The organism is Phaeodactylibacter luteus (genome assembly GCF_007993045.1).
GTDB classification, from domain to species: domain Bacteria; phylum Bacteroidota; class Bacteroidia; order Chitinophagales; family Saprospiraceae; genus Phaeodactylibacter; species Phaeodactylibacter luteus.
Genome location: NZ_VOOR01000029.1, coordinates 36,784 through 54,983 on the forward strand (window position 1 = coordinate 36,784; position 18,200 = coordinate 54,983).

Below are 18,200 nucleotides of genomic sequence, written 5' to 3' on the forward strand. Positions count from 1 at the left end.
CCCGAAATGCTTAAACCTTTGCGGCACTTTGGTTCACGCCCCAGCGCGTGCTCAGCTTTTGTGCCGGTGCTGGGGCCTGGGGCAGCCGCCGCAAGGGGCAGTTTCAAAATAGGGAACAAGCAGGGCCGAGCCGCATTAAGCTTCTTTTTCCAGCCTATCCCTCCGCTTTTTGTATGCACGTGCCGCCCAAAAGATGAAACCTGCAAACAAGGCCAAGCCGCCAAAAAGGTAGCCGTAATTCAGGCTGCCAGCCTTGCCGTATACTGCTGTGTAAGAAATCGTAATCAGGAATAGAGTAGGGAGCTCATTCAGCAGCCGGTACTGCCAGGAGTTGAAAATGCGCTCCCCAGCTTGCATCCGCCTGATGATGCCTTTAGTCCAAAGATGGTAGGCTGTCAGCCCTGCAAGCAGCAGGAGCTTCAGGTGCATCCACCCAGGTGTGCCCATGCTGAGGTAATTGGGCAGCCGGTCTGATATCCAGCCTAAGGCGAGCATAGCCAGGCCCGCGCCCCAGGTGATCATCATGGCAGGGTTGCAGATGATGCGGTATACCCGCCACTCCATAATTTGGTATTGCCTTTTCAGGATGCCTTTCTCTGGCTCAGGCTGGCCAGCGGCTTCTTCATCGTAGACCAATATGCGGCCCAGATAAAACAGGCCGGCAAACCAAGATACGAAGCCTACTACGTGGAGGGCTTTTAGGAAAAAAATTGCGTAAGCCATTTTGCGGACGTTTAGAAAACAAGATGGGGCAGCTACCTTACTGGCAGCGCCCCATGATTTCGATTGGGTGCCTCCTGAGCAGAAAAGCGCAGGGCGGCTTTCATTTGCGCTAAGCAGCCCGTAGCTGCTTGCTCAGTTTGGAACGGTCCAGCTTTTCTTCAGCATAGGCTTTCGTGACCTCAAACTTATCCACGCCTTCTTTGGAAGGCAGCTCGAACATGGCATCCGTCATGACCGCCTCACAAATAGAGCGCAGCCCCCTTGCCCCAAGGTTGAACTCCAGTGCCTTCTGTGCAATGAATTCAATGGCATCTTGGGTAAACTCCAGTTTGATCCCTTCAAGATCGAACAGCTTTTTGTATTGCTTGATAAGGGCATTGCGTGGAGCGACCAAAATCTGCTTGAGGGCTTCCAAGTCGAGCGGCTCCAGGTAAGCGAGCACAGGCAGCCGGCCCAGCAGCTCGGGTATGAGCCCAAAGCTCCTCAAGTCTTGATGGCTGATATACTGTAGCAAGTTTTCCCGATCGTGGGCAGAAACGGCGGCTTCAGTCCCTTTGAACCCAATGACATGTGTATTGACGCGGCGGGCGATCACCTTTTCAATGCCGTCAAATGCTCCTCCACAAATGAAGAGGATATTGCTGGTATTGATTTTGACGAGCTTCTGCTCAGGGTGCTTGCGGCCACCTTGAGGGGGGACGTTGACATCCGTGCCTTCCAGCATCTTCAACATGGCCTGCTGTACGCCTTCCCCAGATACATCGCGGGTGATAGAAGGGTTGTCGCTTTTGCGTGAGATCTTGTCAATCTCATCAATGTAAACGATGCCGCGCTCTGCTGCCGCAACATCGTAATCGCAAACCTGAAGCAGACGGCTAAGGATGCTCTCTACGTCCTCGCCCACATAGCCTGCCTCTGTAAAGACGGTAGCATCAACGATGGCGAAGGGCACGTTCAGGAATTTTGCTATGGTTTTGGCGAGCAGCGTCTTGCCCGTGCCAGTTTGGCCTACAAAAACAATATTGGACTTTTCGATTTCAATATCATCTTGCCTGCTTTGGCGCAGGCGCTTGTAGTGGTTGTAAACCGCAACGGACAAGAATTTTTTAGCCTCATCCTGGCCAATTACGTAATGGTCCAGATGGGTTTTGATTTCCTTGGGGGTAATCTGATCCGGAAGGAGAAAGTCTTTCTTTTCTTCTTCTTTGGCTTTGCCGCCATAGAGTTCTTCCTCTATGATTTCACCAGCCTGTTCCACGCACACTTCACAAATGTGCCCGTCAATACCTGCGATGAGGATAAGGGCTTCTGATTTGTCTCTTCCACAAAAGGAACAGCGGTAACTTTGCTTGCTCTTACGCATATAAAATGCTGTTTGATACTCATGAATGCCCGTTTGCGCAACGGGTAGCACTTGAAACTGTGCTTGGGGCATTGAAAGTGAAAGGCAGCGCTGTGGCTAGGTTTACCGGCCAGCACTGCCTTTCATAAAAGTTGGCTTATTCTTTCTCTTTACGGGGGCTGTTGCGGTCCAGCACCTCGTCAATCAAGCCATATTCTTTGGCAACGTTTGCTGTCATCCAGTTGTCGCGGTCGCAGTCTTCTTCAATCTTTTCGAATGGCTGGCCGGTGTGCGATGCCAGGATTTCGTAGAGCTCCTTCTGCATGTCTTTGATCAGTTTGTAGCTGATCTCCATGTCAGACACCTGCCCCTGCATGCCGCCTAGTGGCTGATGAATCATCACCCGGCTGTGTGGCAGGCAAGTACGCTTGCCCTTCTCGCCAGCAGTGAGCAGGACGGCCCCCATAGAGGCAGCCAGGCCAGTACAGATGGTGTTGACGTCAGGCGCGATGTATTGCATAGTGTCATAAATGCCGAGGCCTGCGATAACGGAGCCGCCCGGGCTGTTGATGAACATCTGCACATCCCGCTTGGGGTCGTCAGACTCAAGGAACAGCAGCTGAGCCTGAATGACATTGGCTACGTAATCATTGACGGGCACCCCCATGAAGATGATCCGGTCCATCATCAGACGGGAAAATACATCCATTGGGAATACATTCTTGATGCGCTCGTCTATGATAGCTGTGGTGAAGCCCTGAATATTCGGGCCCGCAGGGGTGGTTTGGTCGATGTATTTTTCGAGATGCATGCTACTCATGCCAAGGTGCTTGGTAGCATACTTCATGAACTCATTCTTCTGGAACATTCGTTTTCGCTTTAAATCGTTAGGAAAGGTGATCTTGGCTCACGATAAAAATCAACATCTATAACAAATCGGCCGCCTTCGGGTTGAGCCGCGCTCAAAACTTTCCTGTATTAGGCCCTGCGGTGGTGTAACGAAATTGGGTTTGCCTAGCAGGGCAAACCCAATAACCGGATTGCAGACAAGCCTTTAGAGCGTGTCGGGGTTTTGGTCTTATAGTCGAAAATTAGTGCCTCAAGCTATAAATCCTTGACACCCCAAGTTTCGTTCTTTTCCGCCTACTCTTCGTTAAAGAACCGCTCCTTTAGCTCGGGCTAAAGTCGCGAACCTTCGCCTTGATTAGCTGGAAAATAACTTCAACTTAAGTATCAGAGATTTATGGCTTAAGGCACTAGCCTGGCATTGGGCTAGCGCTGCGGAGGGGTGGAAGCCCGATAGGGCCGAGCGGACAGCGAGCCCCGCAGCATAGCGGCACCTGCCCGCTGGCAGGGGCAGGCCCCTATCCTTACGGAATGGGCAGGCCATCACGCGAAGCAAGCTGGGCAAGCCAGAACAACGATAATCTGCTTTGCAGCTTCTTATTCCTCTTCTTCAGCGGCTGCAGATGAGGCATTGGAAGCTCGGGCTTTTTCTACCTCTGCCTCGAATGTCTTGAGGTCCACTGGCTTTTCTGCGATGCTGACTTTTTCAATCAGCGCACCAAACACGCGGTCGGTCAAGACTTCTTCATACAGCTGTTCTACCTGCTTTTCGTCTTGTAGGATACGCATGGCCGTACTCTCTACAATCTGCTCCATGCCAGCCATAGGGGCACCGCCGAAGTAGCTGCGGATGCGGCGGCGGGCTGCTTCTACCACCTCGCCCTCTTCTACCTTGATTTCAAATTTGCTGACCAGTTTGTTGCGGATGAGCGACCACTGTAGGTTCTTGGCAAAGCCATCAAATTCGGCTTCTATCTGCTCTGCGGTGACGCCTTCGTTGCTTGCGGCCATCCAGCGCTTAAGGAATGCTTCGGGCAGTTCGAGGGGGTTGAGCTCCAGTAGGCGCTCCTGAATATCACGGGAGAGCAGCGCTTCCGCCTGATTGTTGTAGAAGCCAGCGATCTGCTCGCGGATTTTCTCCTTGGCTTCCTCTTCTGAAGCAACTTCGCCTTCGCCGAAAGCCTGATCAAAGAACTCCTGATCCAGCGCTGCAGGTACAATGCGGTTGACTTCCAGTATTTCGGCTTCAAATTCAGGGTTGAAGGTTACGTCTGCGTCTGCTTCCTCCAAGTTGAGGTAATACTTTCGCACATAGTCTTCGTCCCGCCCTTCTTCGAGCTCGAGCAGGTTCAGCCGGATGGTGTCGCCCTGCTTTTTGGTGTAAAGCGCCTCACGCACAGCCTCGTTGGTATTGTTGTTGATCAGCACACTGAATTCGGTGCTGATGCCGCCTTCTTTTACCGTTTCCCCTTCGAGCTCGCGGGCAGCGAATTTCACCATGTCGTTGTCTTTCACCATTTCGGTGACGCTCTCCCGGTTGCCGCTGCGCTTGCGGGCGGCCATCAGGTCTTCTTCGACCATATCATCGGCCACTTCCACCGCCATTTTCTCGTAGGTCTCGCTCTCGTCAGCGCCTTTTACTTCAAAATCAGGAGATAAGCCAATATCAAATTTGAAAACGTAGTCCTGCAAAGCTTTGAGGTCGAATTCGACAGGCTCCTGTTCTTCGGAAGGCAGAGGCTGGCCCAAGACGTTCAGGCCGTTTTCATTGAGGTATTGGTACAGTTCAGACTGCAGCATCTCGTTAATCACATCTGCCAGTACGCCTTTGCCATACATTTTCCTGAGCACAGATACAGGAGTTTTCCCTTTGCGGAACCCCTTCATATTGGCTTGCTTGCGGTACTTGCCCAGTTCTGTGTTGAATTTTGGCTCGTAGTCGCTTTTTTCGAGCGTTACCGTGATGACGGCATTCAGATTGTCGATGTCTTTTCTTTCGACCTTTGGCATAACGCTTGGCGTTTGATTAATTAACGAAATGGGACGCTTGAAAACAGCGCTCCGCTATGGCGGAAGGGCATTATTTCAAGGCAGGGCTCCTCATACAGCAAAGGCTGCACAACTTTTTTGAAGCTAATGCAGCCTTTGCCGGGTGAGCAGACCTAAAAAAGATGCTTTGCACAGTTGCAGAGCAGAGGCAGTTTTGCCTGTGTTGTTAGCTAGCAAGATGGACTGCAACTCAAAGAAGGATAGTCGTCAGCCGGAACAGTTTTTTCGTTCCAAGGCTTTGGCTTGGCTCCTCGCCCACCACGTTTGAACTATCCAAGTGCGGGTGGAGGGACTTCCCGCAATACTGCGGGACAAGCTTCTCGCCCACCACGTTTGAACTATCCAAGTGCGGGTGGAGGGACTCGAACCCCCACGCCTTGCGGCACTAGATCCTAAGTCTAGCACGTCTACCAATTTCGCCACACCCGCATTATAAGCAGCATAAATGCTGCGGATAGCTCATAAACCCTTGATTTTGCAGTGCTTGCGTGCACTAAAACCCCCAAGCTTTTCTTAGGGAGCCACAAAGATACAGGCTTTTGTTAAAAATCACACCTTTTCGGGTTAAAAAATGAGCCGAATAAACAAAAGGGGAGGGGATGGGGCCAAAAGAGGCGGCAGGGGCAAATATTTTAACAAAAGAGGAGGGGCAGGCTGGACAAATTAACAGACATTTACGTTATACATAAGGTTATGGGCACCTGCCCGGAGCCGATACTGAACAGCAGGAAAGAATTGTTATGGCAGAGGTACTAGCATTGAACGAGAACGACCGGCAACTGATTCAGAGCGCTTACCGCGATTTGCTGCGGGCGATCAAAGTGAACATGTCAGAGGAGGACAGCCGGAACATACGTGCCGCCTACGAGTTAGCCGTGCAGGCTCATGCAGAGCAAAGGCGAAAATCTGGCGAACCCTACATCCTCCATCCTATCGCAGTGGCGAAGATCTGTGCAGAGGAAATTGGGCTGGGCCCCACCGCTATCATCTGTGCCCTGCTGCACGATGTGGTGGAAGATACCGATGTAACCCTGGAAGATATCCGCGAGCAGTTTGGCGGGTGGATGGCCAAAATCGTTGATGGGCTCACCAAGCTCGATAGTGCTTACAATGCAGAAAGCCCTCAAGCGGAAAACTTCCGTAAAGTGCTGAGCACCCTCGTGGATGATGTCCGCGTCGTCCTCATCAAAATGGCTGACCGCCTGCACAATATGCGCACCCTGGGGGCTATGCCGCGCCACAAGCAGCTGAAAATCGCGGCTGAAACGAGCTACATCTACGCCCCCCTGGCCCACCGGCTAGGGTTGTACAAAATAAAAACAGAGTACCTGGACCTCTGTATGAAAATTACAGACCCAGACGACTACCGGGAGATCGCCCGGAAATTGGCAGAGACCAAACGGGCCAGGGAGTCTTACATCAACGAGTTCATTGGCCCGCTAGAGGACAACCTCAACGCCCTCGGCATCGAGTACCGCATCACCGGGCGGCCCAAGTCGATTTATTCGATCTGGAATAAGATCAAGAAGAAAAATGTCCCCTTCGAGGAGATTTATGACCTCTTCGCCGTCCGCATAATTGTCGACGTGCCCATCGAAAAAGAAAAACTCATCTGTTGGCAGGTTTACTCTATCGTGACCGATGTGCACACCCCTATCCCCGAGCGCCTCAAAGACTGGATTACAACGCCTAAATCAAATGGCTACGAATCTTTGCATACCACAGTCGTCGGGCCCAAAGGGCGTTTTGTAGAAGTACAGATCCGGTCTGTACGCATGGACGAAATCGCAGAGCGTGGGTTTGCAGCCCACTGGAAATACAAGGGGGGTTCTAAAAATCCAGACATTTACGAACGCTGGCTAGACAGCGTCCGTGAAATCTTGGAAGACCCCGAGACAGACGCCGTAGAGTTCTTGGGCGACTTCCGCTCCAACAACCTCTTCCAGGAGGAGGTTTTTGTATACACGCCCAAAGGGGATATGAGGATACTGCCCAAAGGGGCTACCGCACTAGATTTCGCCTTCGGCATCCATACTGATGTAGGCTACCATTGCCAGGCTGTCAAAGTGAACAACAAAATCGTGCCCATGGGGTATGCCCTTCGCAATGGAGACCAACTGGAGGTCATCACCAGCTCTAGGCAGAAGCCTACCGAAGACTGGCTGAAAATGGTGACCACGGGCAAAGCGCGCGCCAAAATCCGGAATGCCATGAAGGAGGAGCGCCGCGAGCGGGGCGAGCTGGGTAGGGAAGCGCTGGAGCGCAAGCTCCGGCCGTTAAAAGTGGACTTTGAGGAGAGTGTGGAACGCCTGGTCCGCGATTATGACCTCAATTCTCATACCGACCTTTACTATGCCATCGCCACAGAGGAGCTCTCCATAAATGAGATATTCAAAACGCACCGGGTAGAAGTGGCTACCGATGGTTCCCGCCATCTGGCGGAAATTGAGGAGGTGGCGCCACAACCGGCCGTGCTGGAAGATGAAGCCCGCAAGCGCAGCCGTTCCGCAAAGCTAACGGATAAGCCCCGCCTACTGATCAATGGGGAGCCTGCTGAACGTTTCGATTATTCCTTTGCCAGCTGCTGCAACCCGGTGCAGGGAGATGCGATCTTCGCTTACCTGACCTCCAACGCCGGGCTGAAAATCCACCGCTCCAACTGCCCCAACGCGACCAACCTGATGGTCAACTATGGGTACCGCGTCATGAAAGCAGAGTGGATATCAACAACCAATTCTACCTTCGTGGTCAACCTCAATATCACTGGCATCGATGACGGGCCCGGCGTAATTGAGCGCCTTACCCATAAAATCTCAACTATGCTTGGGCTCAACATCCGTTCTTTTAGCATTGAAGGGGACGAAGGTTACTTCAGCGGCAAAATCAGCCTCTTGGTCCGCAATACAGATCAGCTCTACATGGCCGTTCAGGCTTTGAAAAACCTTGACAACATATCTACTGTTACTAGAGTAGAATAATTCTATCATGAGGCCGCTGCGATAGCTGCCTTAACCTTTCTTATTATGAGCGCTGGCCGCATGCAAGAAGACATCATCAAAGAAGTCAAAAATATATTTGCTTCCCACTTGGAGCAGAACAACTTCCGCAAAACACCAGAGCGTTTCGCTATCCTGGAGGAAATCTACAAACGTACCGACCACTTTGATGCAGAAGCGCTCTACATCCACATGAAAAACCAAAACTACCGGGTGAGCAGGGCAACCGTCTATAATACACTTGAGCTCCTGGTCAATTGCGATTTGGTCAAAAAGCATCAGTTCGGCAAAAACCTGGCGCAGTACGAGAAGTCTTACGGCTACAAACAGCACGACCACCTGATCTGCGTAGACTGCGGGAAGGTCCTTGAGTTTTGCGACCCCCGCATCCAACAGATCAAAAGCATGATGGGGGAGCTGCTGCAGTTCAACATTACCCATCACTCCCTCAACCTCTACGGGCAGTGCGATGGTGCGTGCCCCAAGGGGGAAAAGCGCAAGGCTGCACGGGAAGGTGCTACACCTGAGTAAGGCCGCCTGCCCTCCTCCGTTGATTTTCCTCCACCCTAAGATTTTGACACCCATGAACCTTAACTATTCGCTTGCTGACCAAAATGGTGTTCAGGTACTCCGTATCCACGACCTGCTCAACGAGCATACGCATCAGGAGCTGCTGCGCACAGTAGACCAAAAGCTCAACCAAGGCCTGGCACGGTTTATCGTCGACCTCGAAGAAATGGACTACATGAACAGCGTCGGGCTTAATTTTCTGCTTACCCTCCGCTCCCGTTCCCAAGATCATGGCGGGCAGCTCGTACTGGCCAATGCATCGAGCAGAGTCCTTGACTTGCTTGATATGACTAAACTCCGGCCGGTCTTTCAGCTTACGCCCAACCTGGATCAGGCACTTCTGAAGGTCAACGTCTGACCTGGCACAAACCAAATTGTCGTTGTTCTGACCCGCCCTGCATCATGTGAGGGGCCTGCCCCTGCCCGATGGCAGGTGCCGCTATGCTCCGGGGCTCGCTATCCGCTCGGCCCTGTCGGGCTGGCCACCCCTGCGCAGCGCTAGGCCAATGCCAAGCTAAAGCCCAGAAAGCATAAACGCCTGCGGTATTTTGGTTTACGCCCCGCCTGATCTGTGCCGCCTCTGTTTCGCTGTTATTTTTTTCTTCCGCCTATCCAACTGTTTGGGTATATCAGGCTGAACTGCTTATTTTTGGGCTTTAAAGCCAGGGCTTAAGCCGAGTACACCGTCCTATAGCCTTAAAAATGCTACTCCGCTGCATACCTGGCCTCATACCGGCAGAGGACCGCTGCGTGCCTGCCGCAAAACCAATAAACATATATGGCAATCGATGTAATACTCGGTCTGCAATGGGGAGACGAGGGCAAAGGTAAAATCGTGGACTATCTAGCTTCCGGCTACGATATTATCGCCCGTTTTCAGGGTGGCCCAAATGCTGGGCATACGCTGAAGTTTGACGGCAAAAAGTTTGTCCTGCACACGGTCCCATCTGGCATTTTCCGGGAGGAACAGCTCAACCTCATCGGCAATGGCGTCGTCATTGACCCGATCACCCTTTCCAAAGAGCTGGACAAACTCCGCGCTGCAGAGGTCCGTTTTCAGAAGCGCCTGCTCATTGCCCGTAAAGCCCATCTGATCTTGCCGACCCACCGCCTGCTCGATGCTGCTTCCGAAAACGCCAAGGGCAAAGCAAAGATCGGCTCTACCCTGAAAGGCATAGGGCCTACTTACATGGACAAAACGGGCCGCAATGGCTTGCGCGTTGGCGATATAGAGCACCCTAAGTTTGAGGAGCGCTATCAGGCCCTCAAAGAAAAGCACCTAAGCTTGCTCGGTATGTACCCTCCTGTCGATTTCGACCTCGAAGGGGAAGAGCAAAAATGGATGGCCTCCCTAGAAGAGATCAGGCAATTGCAGCTGGTGGATGGGGAGTATTTCATCAACAAGGCTTTATCCGAAGGCAAGAAAGTGCTGGCAGAGGGCGCGCAGGGCTCTATGCTCGATATCGACTATGGCACTTACCCCTTTGTGACTTCCTCAAACACCATTACCGCCGGTGTTTGTACAGGGCTGGGCATCGCTCCGTCCAAAATCGGGGAGGTCATCGGTATCACCAAAGCTTATTGTACCCGGGTAGGCTCGGGCCCTTTCCCTACCGAGCTGTACGACGAGACCGGCGAACGCCTCCGGGCTGAGGGGGGAGAATTCGGCGCCACAACTGGCCGCCCACGCCGTTGCGGTTGGATTGACCTGCCGCAGCTGAAGTACACCATTATGCTCAATGGCGTGACGCAGCTCGTCGTCACCAAGGTTGATGTCCTTAATGTATTTGAAGCCTTGCAGGCTGGCGTCGCTTATCAGGTTGAAGGGCAAGAAACGCAGGAGCTGCCCTACGATATCTGCGATCAGGAGGTCACCCCGGTACTTCAATCGATAAAAGGCTGGCAGTCGAGCCTCGATGGGATCACTGCTTATGAAAAGCTGCCCGCTGAAGTAAAGGATTATATCGCTTTCTTGGAGGAGCACCTGAATACCCCGGTAACCATGGTCTCCACTGGGCCGGAGCGGGAAAAACTGATCCTGAAGTAGGCGCTCCCCGTGCACGCAGTGCAAGCGCCTCTGATAAGATGGCCATGCCCGCCCTATCTGGGAGCATGCTAGGCGTTTGTCCTTTTTGCAAATCAACGCTTTATGAGCTGCGCTAAATGAAAATTTAGTGATTTCGCCAAAACCCTGCTGGCTATACTTCCACAGCAGGCGGGCTAAGATCCTTGATTTTTAAGGCGAAACAGCTCCAGGCAGGCTCTAAGGCGAAGGTGCTCAATCCCCCTGTGCTGCATTACTTGGCGCACAGGGGGATGTGGTTGCTCTGTTACTTGCTGCCTGAAATGATGTATTGGTAGTCAAGAGCAGTATCATTGGTGGTAATGTTGCTGTAACCAGCTTCGTAGAGCATCTCTTCCAGTTGGTACAAAGGCAGCCGGATGGCTGAAGGTGGGCCGATCTGCGTTCTTTTTCGCTTGAAGTCTACAATAATCAGCCTCCCGCCTGGCCTTAGACAGGCCCGGAGGGTATTCAGGTACCCTTCCTTGTCGCGGATGTACATAAAAGTATTGACGATCAGGATCACATCCGCTTCTTCCGGCTGCAAATTGGGATGGCTGGGCTTGGCCAGCCGGGTTTCCAGTTTTGCGGCACGCTCCTCCGTCATTTCCAGCACTTTCACGCTGTCGATATAATTGAGGAAGCGCTGGTCGATATCAATGGCGATCACCTTGTCAGCATCCTGTGTCAGCCGTTTGGCAAAGAACCCGGTCCCCGCTCCGATGTCAGCCACTACCTTTTGGTTGAGGTCGCCCAGCAGGTTGATGATCATTTCCGGCTTTTGCCAAGCCACCCGGTTGGTGTTCTCATACATCTCCTTCAGCTGTGGTGCAGCCTCCCTTGCCGGAGGGGGAGCCGGTAAAGACGGGGTGTCAGCTTGGCTTTCAGTGGAGAAAGGAGCGTCCGTTTCGGTGCTCTGCTCAGCACCGCAACTGCTCAGTCCGAGCAGTAGGGCCAGGCACCAAAACAACAGTCGGTAAGTCATAAGGGTAAGTGTTTGAGCCAAAGTTAGCAAACCTATCGGGAAGTCGTACCCCTCTTTGGTTATTGGGTGCAAAGCGAAAGCAGAAAGCGCTCCATCGCTTTCCTGATTTCCCAGCCGGGCCCTTCATAATTGTTCACAATAACTGAAAAGGCCAATAGTGCACCGCTTGAGCTGCGGGTATAGCCCGTTAGGCCCCTCACCCTTTCCAGCGTTCCCGTTTTAGCATAGAGCCGTCCTTCTGCGGCAGTGCCCTTGAGGGTGTTCTTCAGCGACCCCGTTCGCCCGGCCAAGGGCAGGGAGGCTAGGAACGCCTCATAAACGCCTTCCGGGCCAAGTGCCATTTTGCGCATAAAAGCTGCCAGGAAATTGGCTGTGACGGTATTGGCCTCAGACAAGCCTGAACCATCATCTAGCGCAACCCCGCCCCAGTCCAGGCCGCGCCCTTCCCAGTATTCCTGCATGGCCTTAATGCCGGCTTCCGGGGTAGGGGCAGCCCCTTTTCTCCAGCCTATGGCCCGGAGCAGCACCTCACAGTAGAGGTTCACGCTTTTTTGGTTGGCCTGCATCACGATGGCTGCCAGTGTAGGGGATTGGTGGCGGTGCAGCACTTTCCGTTGGCCTTGCTTTGGGTTGAAAATAGCAGCAGCCCCCTTCGTCACCACCCCAATTTTCCGTAGCTCTTGTTCTAGTTCTTGTGCTACGAGCAGAGGAGGGTTGGGCAGGGCGCCTTTGATCGTGAACTCGCCATGGCCTGCAGGTATGCTCCCCCTGACATAGCGCTCATATTGGTAGGGCGCACCAAAAATATAGGCATTGTCTCCAGAGCCAGGGCTGCCAGAAACGACAGAATTGGTAAAAGACAGCCCGGGCACAAAGGGTTCGGTCCCTTTCAATTGTGGGGGCTTCCCCTCTTGGGCTTGCTGGAAGCGGAGATAGTGCAGGTTTTCATGCCAGTTTAAAGACCAGGCCCCTGCCGCATAGTAGTTGCCCATATCTTCCCACTGCCATGTAGGTATATAAGCCTGATCTCCAAAGAGGGAGGCATCTCCGATGATCTGACCCCTGATTTCCCGTATGCCTGCTTTTTGTATAGCCATACGCCAAGCCTCAAGGAGCGCTTTCCTGCTGCTAGCCTCTTCGTGCAGGGGGCTGCCCAGGGTAGGGTCGCCTTCGCCATACAGATATAGATGGCCTTCCAATACCCCTTGTGGGCCAATCGTCCCATCGTATTCCAGCCGAGTCTCAAACCGGTAGTCAGGCCCGAGCAGCGCAAGGGCCGTGCCCGTAGTCAGTACTTTCAGGTTGGAAGCAGGCTTGATGGACAGCTTGCCATTAGTGGAGGCCACCGTTTTGCCAGTGGCTACGTCAATTACGGCAATTCCCGCCAGCCCATGCTCAAGCTGAGGGCTGGCAGCGAGCTGCTCCGCTGCTTTTTGCCAGGCGGCAGGGGCTTGCGCCTGTGCGGCCAGCGTTAGGCAAAACAGGGTGATGGACAATAGGGCGCGCAGCATAAGCGTATTTTTGGGTTGACAATATTGAGCTTGACGCGCCGGGGGCATTGCAGGGCTAGAATGGTTCTTTCCTGCCAAGGCCATTTCTATTTTAGCCATTTTGCTTAGGCTAAGCCTCTGGAAAAAGCCGGTGCGTGGTTGAATGTAGCTCATTTTTTTCACTACACTGGCCCGGCGCATCAAGCCGGTTATTGAGCAGGCAGCACTTTTCCATTGGCTTCCCCGAAACCAATACGGACGCCATCCTTTTCGCACCAGCCCCTCATGATGACCGTATCGCCGTCGTGGATGAACTTCCGTTGGCTGCCGTCGGGCATATCCAAAGGCTTGCTGCCCCGCCAAGACAGTTCGAGCATAGACCCATAGGAGTCTGGGGTGGGCCCGCTGATAGTACCAGAGGCCATCATATCGCCTACCCGTAAATTGCAGCCGTTTACGGTATGGTGGGCAAGCTGTTGGGCCATGCTCCAGTACAAATACTTGAAGTTGGATTTGCACACCTGCTTTTCTGTCCCTCCTTCTGGCTGTATGGCCACACTCAGCTGTATATCGAAGCTGTGGGCCCCCGCTGTTTTCAGGTAGGGCAGAGGCTCAGGGTCTTGGACTGGGCCGCTTATGCGGAAAGGCTCAAGGGCATCAAGCGTGACTACCCAGGGAGAAACCGTCGATGCAAAGCTCTTGCCAAGGAATGGGCCAAGGGGCACGTACTCCCATTTTTGAATATCCCGCGCAGACCAGTCATTGAAAAGGATCAGCCCGAAAATATAGTCTTCGGCCTCCCCTACAGGCACCCGTTCGCCAAGTGCAGTTTCCTGGCCAACCACAAAGCCCATTTCCAATTCGAAATCGAGCAGCTTGCTGGGGCCAAACACAGGAGCCTCCGCATCCTGAGGCATTTGCTGCCCCATAGGCCGGCGTACAGGAGTGCCAGACGGGATGATGGAAGAAGCCCTGCCGTGGTAACCAACAGGCAGGTGCAGCCAGTTGGGCATCAGTGCATTTTCTTTGCCCCGGAACATCGTGCCTACGTTGGTGGCGTGCTCCCGGCTGGAGTAAAAGTCGGTATAATCCCCCACGGCTACCGGAAGGAGCATGCTAACATCTGCTTGCCGGTGCAGAAAATACTCTGCCAGCTCGCTGGCATCCCATTCGTCGAGGTCATCGTCCAGTATTTCGGAAAGGCGGTTGCGCACAGCCCGGGTTTTATCCTTGCCCAAAGCCATAAATGCATTGAGGGAGGGCTGCCGGAAAACCTCCCGGGGCAAGCCAAGGTCATCAAAGAACCCATGCTCTGATAAGACCTGAAGGTCTGCAATGTGCTCGCCTATAGCGGTGCAGAGGCGGGGCTGAAGGCCAGGGGTACGGAAAACACCAAAGGGCAGGTTTTGTATAGGGAAGTCGCTATGCTCCGGTACGTGCACCCAAGATTTGAGCGCAGGGTTGTTCGCTTTTATCATATAATGTTGGTTTTATGGCCGAGGTTTTGGGCTATGCCCTCGGTTTTTGCTGAATCGGTGCGGATGATGCCCACAGGGCAAAAGTAGCAGTCCCGGGTTAAAAAGGGAAACTCATAGCCGGAATTCCTAATGGGGCGCAAATCGGATTGTCGTTTTTTTGGGGGCCTGCCCCTGCCACAGGGCAGGAGCCGCTATGCTACGGGGCTCGCTGTCCGCTCGGCCCTGTCGGGCTTGCCACCCCTGCGCAGCGCTAGGCCGGCTCCACCCTAAAGCGGACAAGGCTAAACGCTAGCGACATTTGGGTTTATGCCTTCCTAATGTTGGACTATTGCGCGTTTGAAATAAGGCCGGCCATCGATCATGACTTTGAAGAGGTAAACCCCGCTTGGCCAGTCCTGTACCTGAAAGGCCGTTTGTCTTCCTATCGTTTGCTTCAGCATCAGCCCCCCATCGATGCGGAAAACATATAATGTTGCCTTCGAAGCCCCATAGGGGAGCGCAAGGTGCAGTTGTTCCATAGCAGGGTTGGGGTAGAGGGCGATTTCGCCGGCTTCTGCCGAACGGGCCCCAGTGGTAGGCCCTTCTTGGTAAAAGGAAAAGACTTCGCTCTGGCGGTTTCCGCATTCGCTCAGTGCAGTGACCCGCCAGAAGAATAGCCCTGCTTCGAGCGGTGCTGGCAGCGAGGTATAGCTGTCGTTGTGCAAGCCAGTATAGGCGAGGTCGGTAAACAGGGTGTCCCGGGCAATTTCAAGGCGGAAAGAATCCGCATAAATGGCGTTGCCCCAGCTGAAGTTTTCCTGCCCATAAAATACAGGAGAAGCATCAGCTGGCGCAATCAATAGAGGGGTGTGAGGTGGGGCTTTTACCAAAAGTGAAACTTCACAAACGTGGGTGTTGTCCCCATCGGTCGCATAGAGCAGGAAGGTGCGTGGCCCGATGTTGTCAAAGCTGCCCAAATAAAGGGTGGCGCTGGCTCCAGGGGCGATATTCTGTGCGCTAAAAGCAGAGTATACCCCATCCTGTAGCCCAAGTGCAAAAAGAGAGACAGGGCCGCTGAAGCCTGCCCCTACTAAGAGTTCGAGGGCTATAGTGTCTGATTGGCATATAGTTATCGGGCCTGGGCGCATGAATATTTCTGCCGTGGCAGGATAGGTCGTGCAAACTTCCAATTCCCAGTCGTTGAGCTGCCCGCCATCTTGGTTGAAATGGTCAGTCAGTACGAGCCGCCAAGTGCCTGAGGCAGAAGCGCCTATCAGGCTGGAGAACGGCGTAGCTGGCCGGTAGCTGCCCGCAATGGCAGGTTCGTTGCCACATTCGTTTTCCAGTTGGGAAGGAGACCCCGTGGCTTGGTCGGAAAAGCTCAGCAACAAATCGTTGCCCGGGCATCCAAATGGCGTCAGGGGGTGGCCCGGGCGGTCAAAAAGCTGCACGACTTCACCTTCGGGCGAGCGGAGGAAAGCAGAAAGATCCCCAACAAAGGTATGGGCGATATCGAGCCCGTTCAGGGCTACACTGGCTATGGTGCCGCTGAGCTCGGTTTGGATAGCGGAGGTGACAACACCGGGCTCATTGCTGGGGATCGCAACCGGGAGCTGGGCTGCTTGCAGGCGGTCGCAGCGTATAGCTGAGGTGCGGAATGGTATCGTGCTGCTCCAGGGCGATGCGCCACAGATATTGCGGCCCCGCACCCTATAAAAATAGCGGGTGTAAGGGAGCAAAGGCGGCCCTTCGTATTGTGCCTGCCCAATGCCATTCACTGAGGCTACAATCTGTGAGAATAGGGAGTCTCTGGCAATTTGGATATCGTAGGTAGCCGCCCCGGGGAGTGGGCTCCATTCATAAACAGGGGATAGCGATACCCCTTCTGACGCCGCTTCGGGAGAGAGGGAGGACACTGGCTCCGGAGGCCCATCTACCAGATAGACTACCGCGGTGGCGGCAGCTTCGCTGTTGCCATCAGTGGCATGTATGTCAGTTGAGAATTCTAGCCCGGGCAGATCAGCTCCCAGGGCAAAGCTGAGTATGAGGTTGGCTTGCCCGCCTGGGGGCACTGGGTTGGGGGAGAAATGGGCCGAAACGCCTGAGGGCAGGCTTGGCGCAGATAAACTGACGGGGCCGCTGAAGGCTGCTGCCACATCAATCGAGAAAATAGCTTGCCCGGGTATACAGGTAGCCTGTTGTGCAGGCTCCACAAATAAGGCCACGTTGCAGCTGGCCAAAGAGCGGCCATCTAAGGCCATCGTGTTAGATTGGAGTGGGTCTAGCCAGTCTTTCAGCCGGGTAGCGGGCGTGCCTCCGCCTTCCCAAGCAGGCCGTAGCCACCCGAAAGCATCATATGCGTTGTTGTTGCAGCTGGCCCCCCCGCCATGCAGTTGCCCTACTGCCTTGCCGTGCCTGTTGAACAGGGGCGCCCCGGAAGAGCCTATTTCTGTACTCCCTACCGACCAGTTGGGCACGATGAGGTGGTTGCCATTCGGGACTTGCTGACTGCCGCTGCCCCAGGATCCAGTGTAGGCATCGGTAAAAGCAAAACTGATCCGTTTTTCTGCTCCGTCAGGATGGTGGATGCAAGCCAGGGTATCTTCTGGGGGAGCGGCAGAGCGGTCCCATCCTGCAAAAAAGGCCTGGGCCGCATCGGGCACAGCGTCGTCCAGTTCGAGCAAAGCCATATCAGATGGGCTGTGCCCTGACCTGAAGATAGCTCCGGTGTTGAAAAGGTTGAGGGAGCCATTGCCGGGGTTTGCGCTGGCTACCGTGCCGGGCTGCCGGCAGTAGCTGTTCCGGTAGTTCCAGTATACGACAACCGATGGGGCTACAGAGGGCGTGACCTCACAGTGGTAGGCGGTAAGGAAATAGGGCTTACAGTCTTGAGCGGTATTGTTGACCAAGAACCCCGTACAGTACCGGTCCCCATTTTGGCCGTACACAGCCACGGATTGTATTTGGTCCCGGAAACGGTCTACTTCTCCCCAGCCATCTTCTTCCCCGCAGACTACGTCCAGGTGGCAGGCGCCAGTAGCGATGGCGAAAAAGTCCATGAAGTCATGGTTGATACGGGTCAGCCAAAGCCGTAGATGGGGCTGTTCTGCCTGCGGGAGGACAACGGTTATCGTCAGCTCGTCCCCAGGGAAAGCAGGGGTCCACAGTTGTTGGTGGGCTTCATTGTCAGAAGGGGTGAAGGGCCCCTGTGCACGTTCTTGCCCAGGCCCCGAGAGGAAAAGCTGGCCACCAGGCGGCATATAGTATTCGGTGAAGCCAAGGTTCAGAGAAAAGGCGCCGGGAGAGGAGAGGCGGAGCTGCCAGATGGCGCTGTCTCCCGTCAAAATCCAGTGGCCGTGCGTCTGAGGGCGGATGTTGACTTCTTCGGGGCAGGCGAAGCGGGGCGCACGCCCTGGTTGGCGGAGGCTGAGCTCTGCGGCCTTCAAGCTATCGTTGTCGAGGGGCGGGAGTTGGAACAAAGGAGGCGCTTGCCCATGCTGGGCTAAGGCCGTAGTAGCCTGTCCGGCCAAGGCCAGGAGCAGCAATAAAATACAACGCAGGGAATTCCATCGCCCCATAGAAATGCAGTTATCTGACACACCGATCAAAATACAAGGAAGCGGGGATAGTGCCAAGGGCTATCCCCGCTTTCGCCAGCTCCCGCCATTTTCCGTCTGCTG

12 protein-coding genes and 1 tRNA gene are annotated in these 18,200 nt (G+C 54.0%); 4 read left to right on the plus strand and 9 right to left on the minus strand.

Annotated features, from left to right (window positions below):
• Nucleotides 1–135: 135 nt before the first annotated feature.
• From FRY97_RS13890 to FRY97_RS13910, 5 genes are all read right to left on the minus strand, one after another.
• A complete protein-coding gene (locus tag FRY97_RS13890; protein ID WP_147168154.1) occupies nucleotides 136–723 on the minus strand; it encodes a CopD family protein in 588 nt (195 codons plus the stop codon).
• 109 nt (nucleotides 724–832) lie between these two features.
• A complete protein-coding gene (gene clpX / locus FRY97_RS13895) occupies nucleotides 833–2,086 on the minus strand; it encodes an ATP-dependent Clp protease ATP-binding subunit ClpX (RefSeq protein ID WP_147168155.1) in 1,254 nt (417 codons plus the stop codon).
• Nucleotides 2,087–2,222: 136 nt separating this feature from the next.
• Nucleotides 2,223–2,933: a ClpP family protease gene (locus tag FRY97_RS13900; RefSeq protein ID WP_147168156.1), complete on the minus strand. Its 711-nt coding sequence runs from the start codon at nucleotides 2,931–2,933 to the stop codon at nucleotides 2,223–2,225.
• A 575-nt stretch (nucleotides 2,934–3,508) separates the two neighbouring features.
• Nucleotides 3,509–4,921: a trigger factor gene (gene tig, locus FRY97_RS13905; RefSeq protein WP_147168157.1), complete on the minus strand. Its 1,413-nt coding sequence runs from the start codon at nucleotides 4,919–4,921 to the stop codon at nucleotides 3,509–3,511.
• 386 nt (nucleotides 4,922–5,307) lie between these two features.
• Nucleotides 5,308–5,389, minus strand: a tRNA-Leu gene (locus FRY97_RS13910).
• Nucleotides 5,390–5,700: 311 nt separating this feature from the next.
• Between FRY97_RS13910 and FRY97_RS13915 the strand changes: the two genes are divergently transcribed.
• From FRY97_RS13915 to FRY97_RS13930, 4 genes are all read left to right on the plus strand, one after another.
• A complete protein-coding gene (locus tag FRY97_RS13915; RefSeq protein ID WP_147168158.1) occupies nucleotides 5,701–7,938 on the plus strand; it encodes a RelA/SpoT family protein in 2,238 nt (745 codons plus the stop codon).
• Between the two features lie 45 nt (nucleotides 7,939–7,983).
• Nucleotides 7,984–8,487, plus strand: coding sequence for a Fur family transcriptional regulator (locus tag FRY97_RS13920; RefSeq protein WP_147168159.1), 504 nt, complete (start codon nucleotides 7,984–7,986; stop codon nucleotides 8,485–8,487).
• Nucleotides 8,488–8,539: 52 nt separating this feature from the next.
• Nucleotides 8,540–8,884, plus strand: a complete 345-nt coding sequence (locus FRY97_RS13925) for an STAS domain-containing protein (protein WP_170254647.1) — start codon at nucleotides 8,540–8,542, stop codon at nucleotides 8,882–8,884.
• 420 nt (nucleotides 8,885–9,304) lie between these two features.
• Nucleotides 9,305–10,573, plus strand: a complete 1,269-nt coding sequence (locus FRY97_RS13930; protein ID WP_147168161.1) for an adenylosuccinate synthase — start codon at nucleotides 9,305–9,307, stop codon at nucleotides 10,571–10,573.
• A 283-nt stretch (nucleotides 10,574–10,856) separates the two neighbouring features.
• On the opposite strand, the gene FRY97_RS13935 is transcribed toward FRY97_RS13930, so the two are convergent.
• The 4 genes from FRY97_RS13935 to FRY97_RS13950 form a co-directional block, all read right to left on the minus strand.
• The gene (locus tag FRY97_RS13935) at nucleotides 10,857–11,573 is read right to left on the minus strand and encodes a class I SAM-dependent methyltransferase (protein ID WP_147168162.1); all 717 of its coding nucleotides are present in this window, start codon (nucleotides 11,571–11,573) and stop codon (nucleotides 10,857–10,859) included.
• Nucleotides 11,574–11,632: 59 nt separating this feature from the next.
• Nucleotides 11,633–13,084, minus strand: coding sequence for a D-alanyl-D-alanine carboxypeptidase/D-alanyl-D-alanine endopeptidase (gene dacB, locus FRY97_RS13940; RefSeq protein ID WP_170254648.1), 1,452 nt, complete (start codon nucleotides 13,082–13,084; stop codon nucleotides 11,633–11,635).
• 188 nt (nucleotides 13,085–13,272) lie between these two features.
• Nucleotides 13,273–14,541 (minus strand): fumarylacetoacetase, encoded by a 1,269-nt coding sequence (gene fahA, locus FRY97_RS13945; protein ID WP_147168164.1) that lies wholly within the window; start codon nucleotides 14,539–14,541, stop codon nucleotides 13,273–13,275.
• A gap of 314 nt (nucleotides 14,542–14,855) precedes the next feature.
• Nucleotides 14,856–18,098, minus strand: a complete 3,243-nt coding sequence (locus FRY97_RS13950) for a trypsin-like peptidase domain-containing protein (protein ID WP_147168165.1) — start codon at nucleotides 18,096–18,098, stop codon at nucleotides 14,856–14,858.
• Between the last annotated feature and the right edge of the window lie 102 nt (nucleotides 18,099–18,200).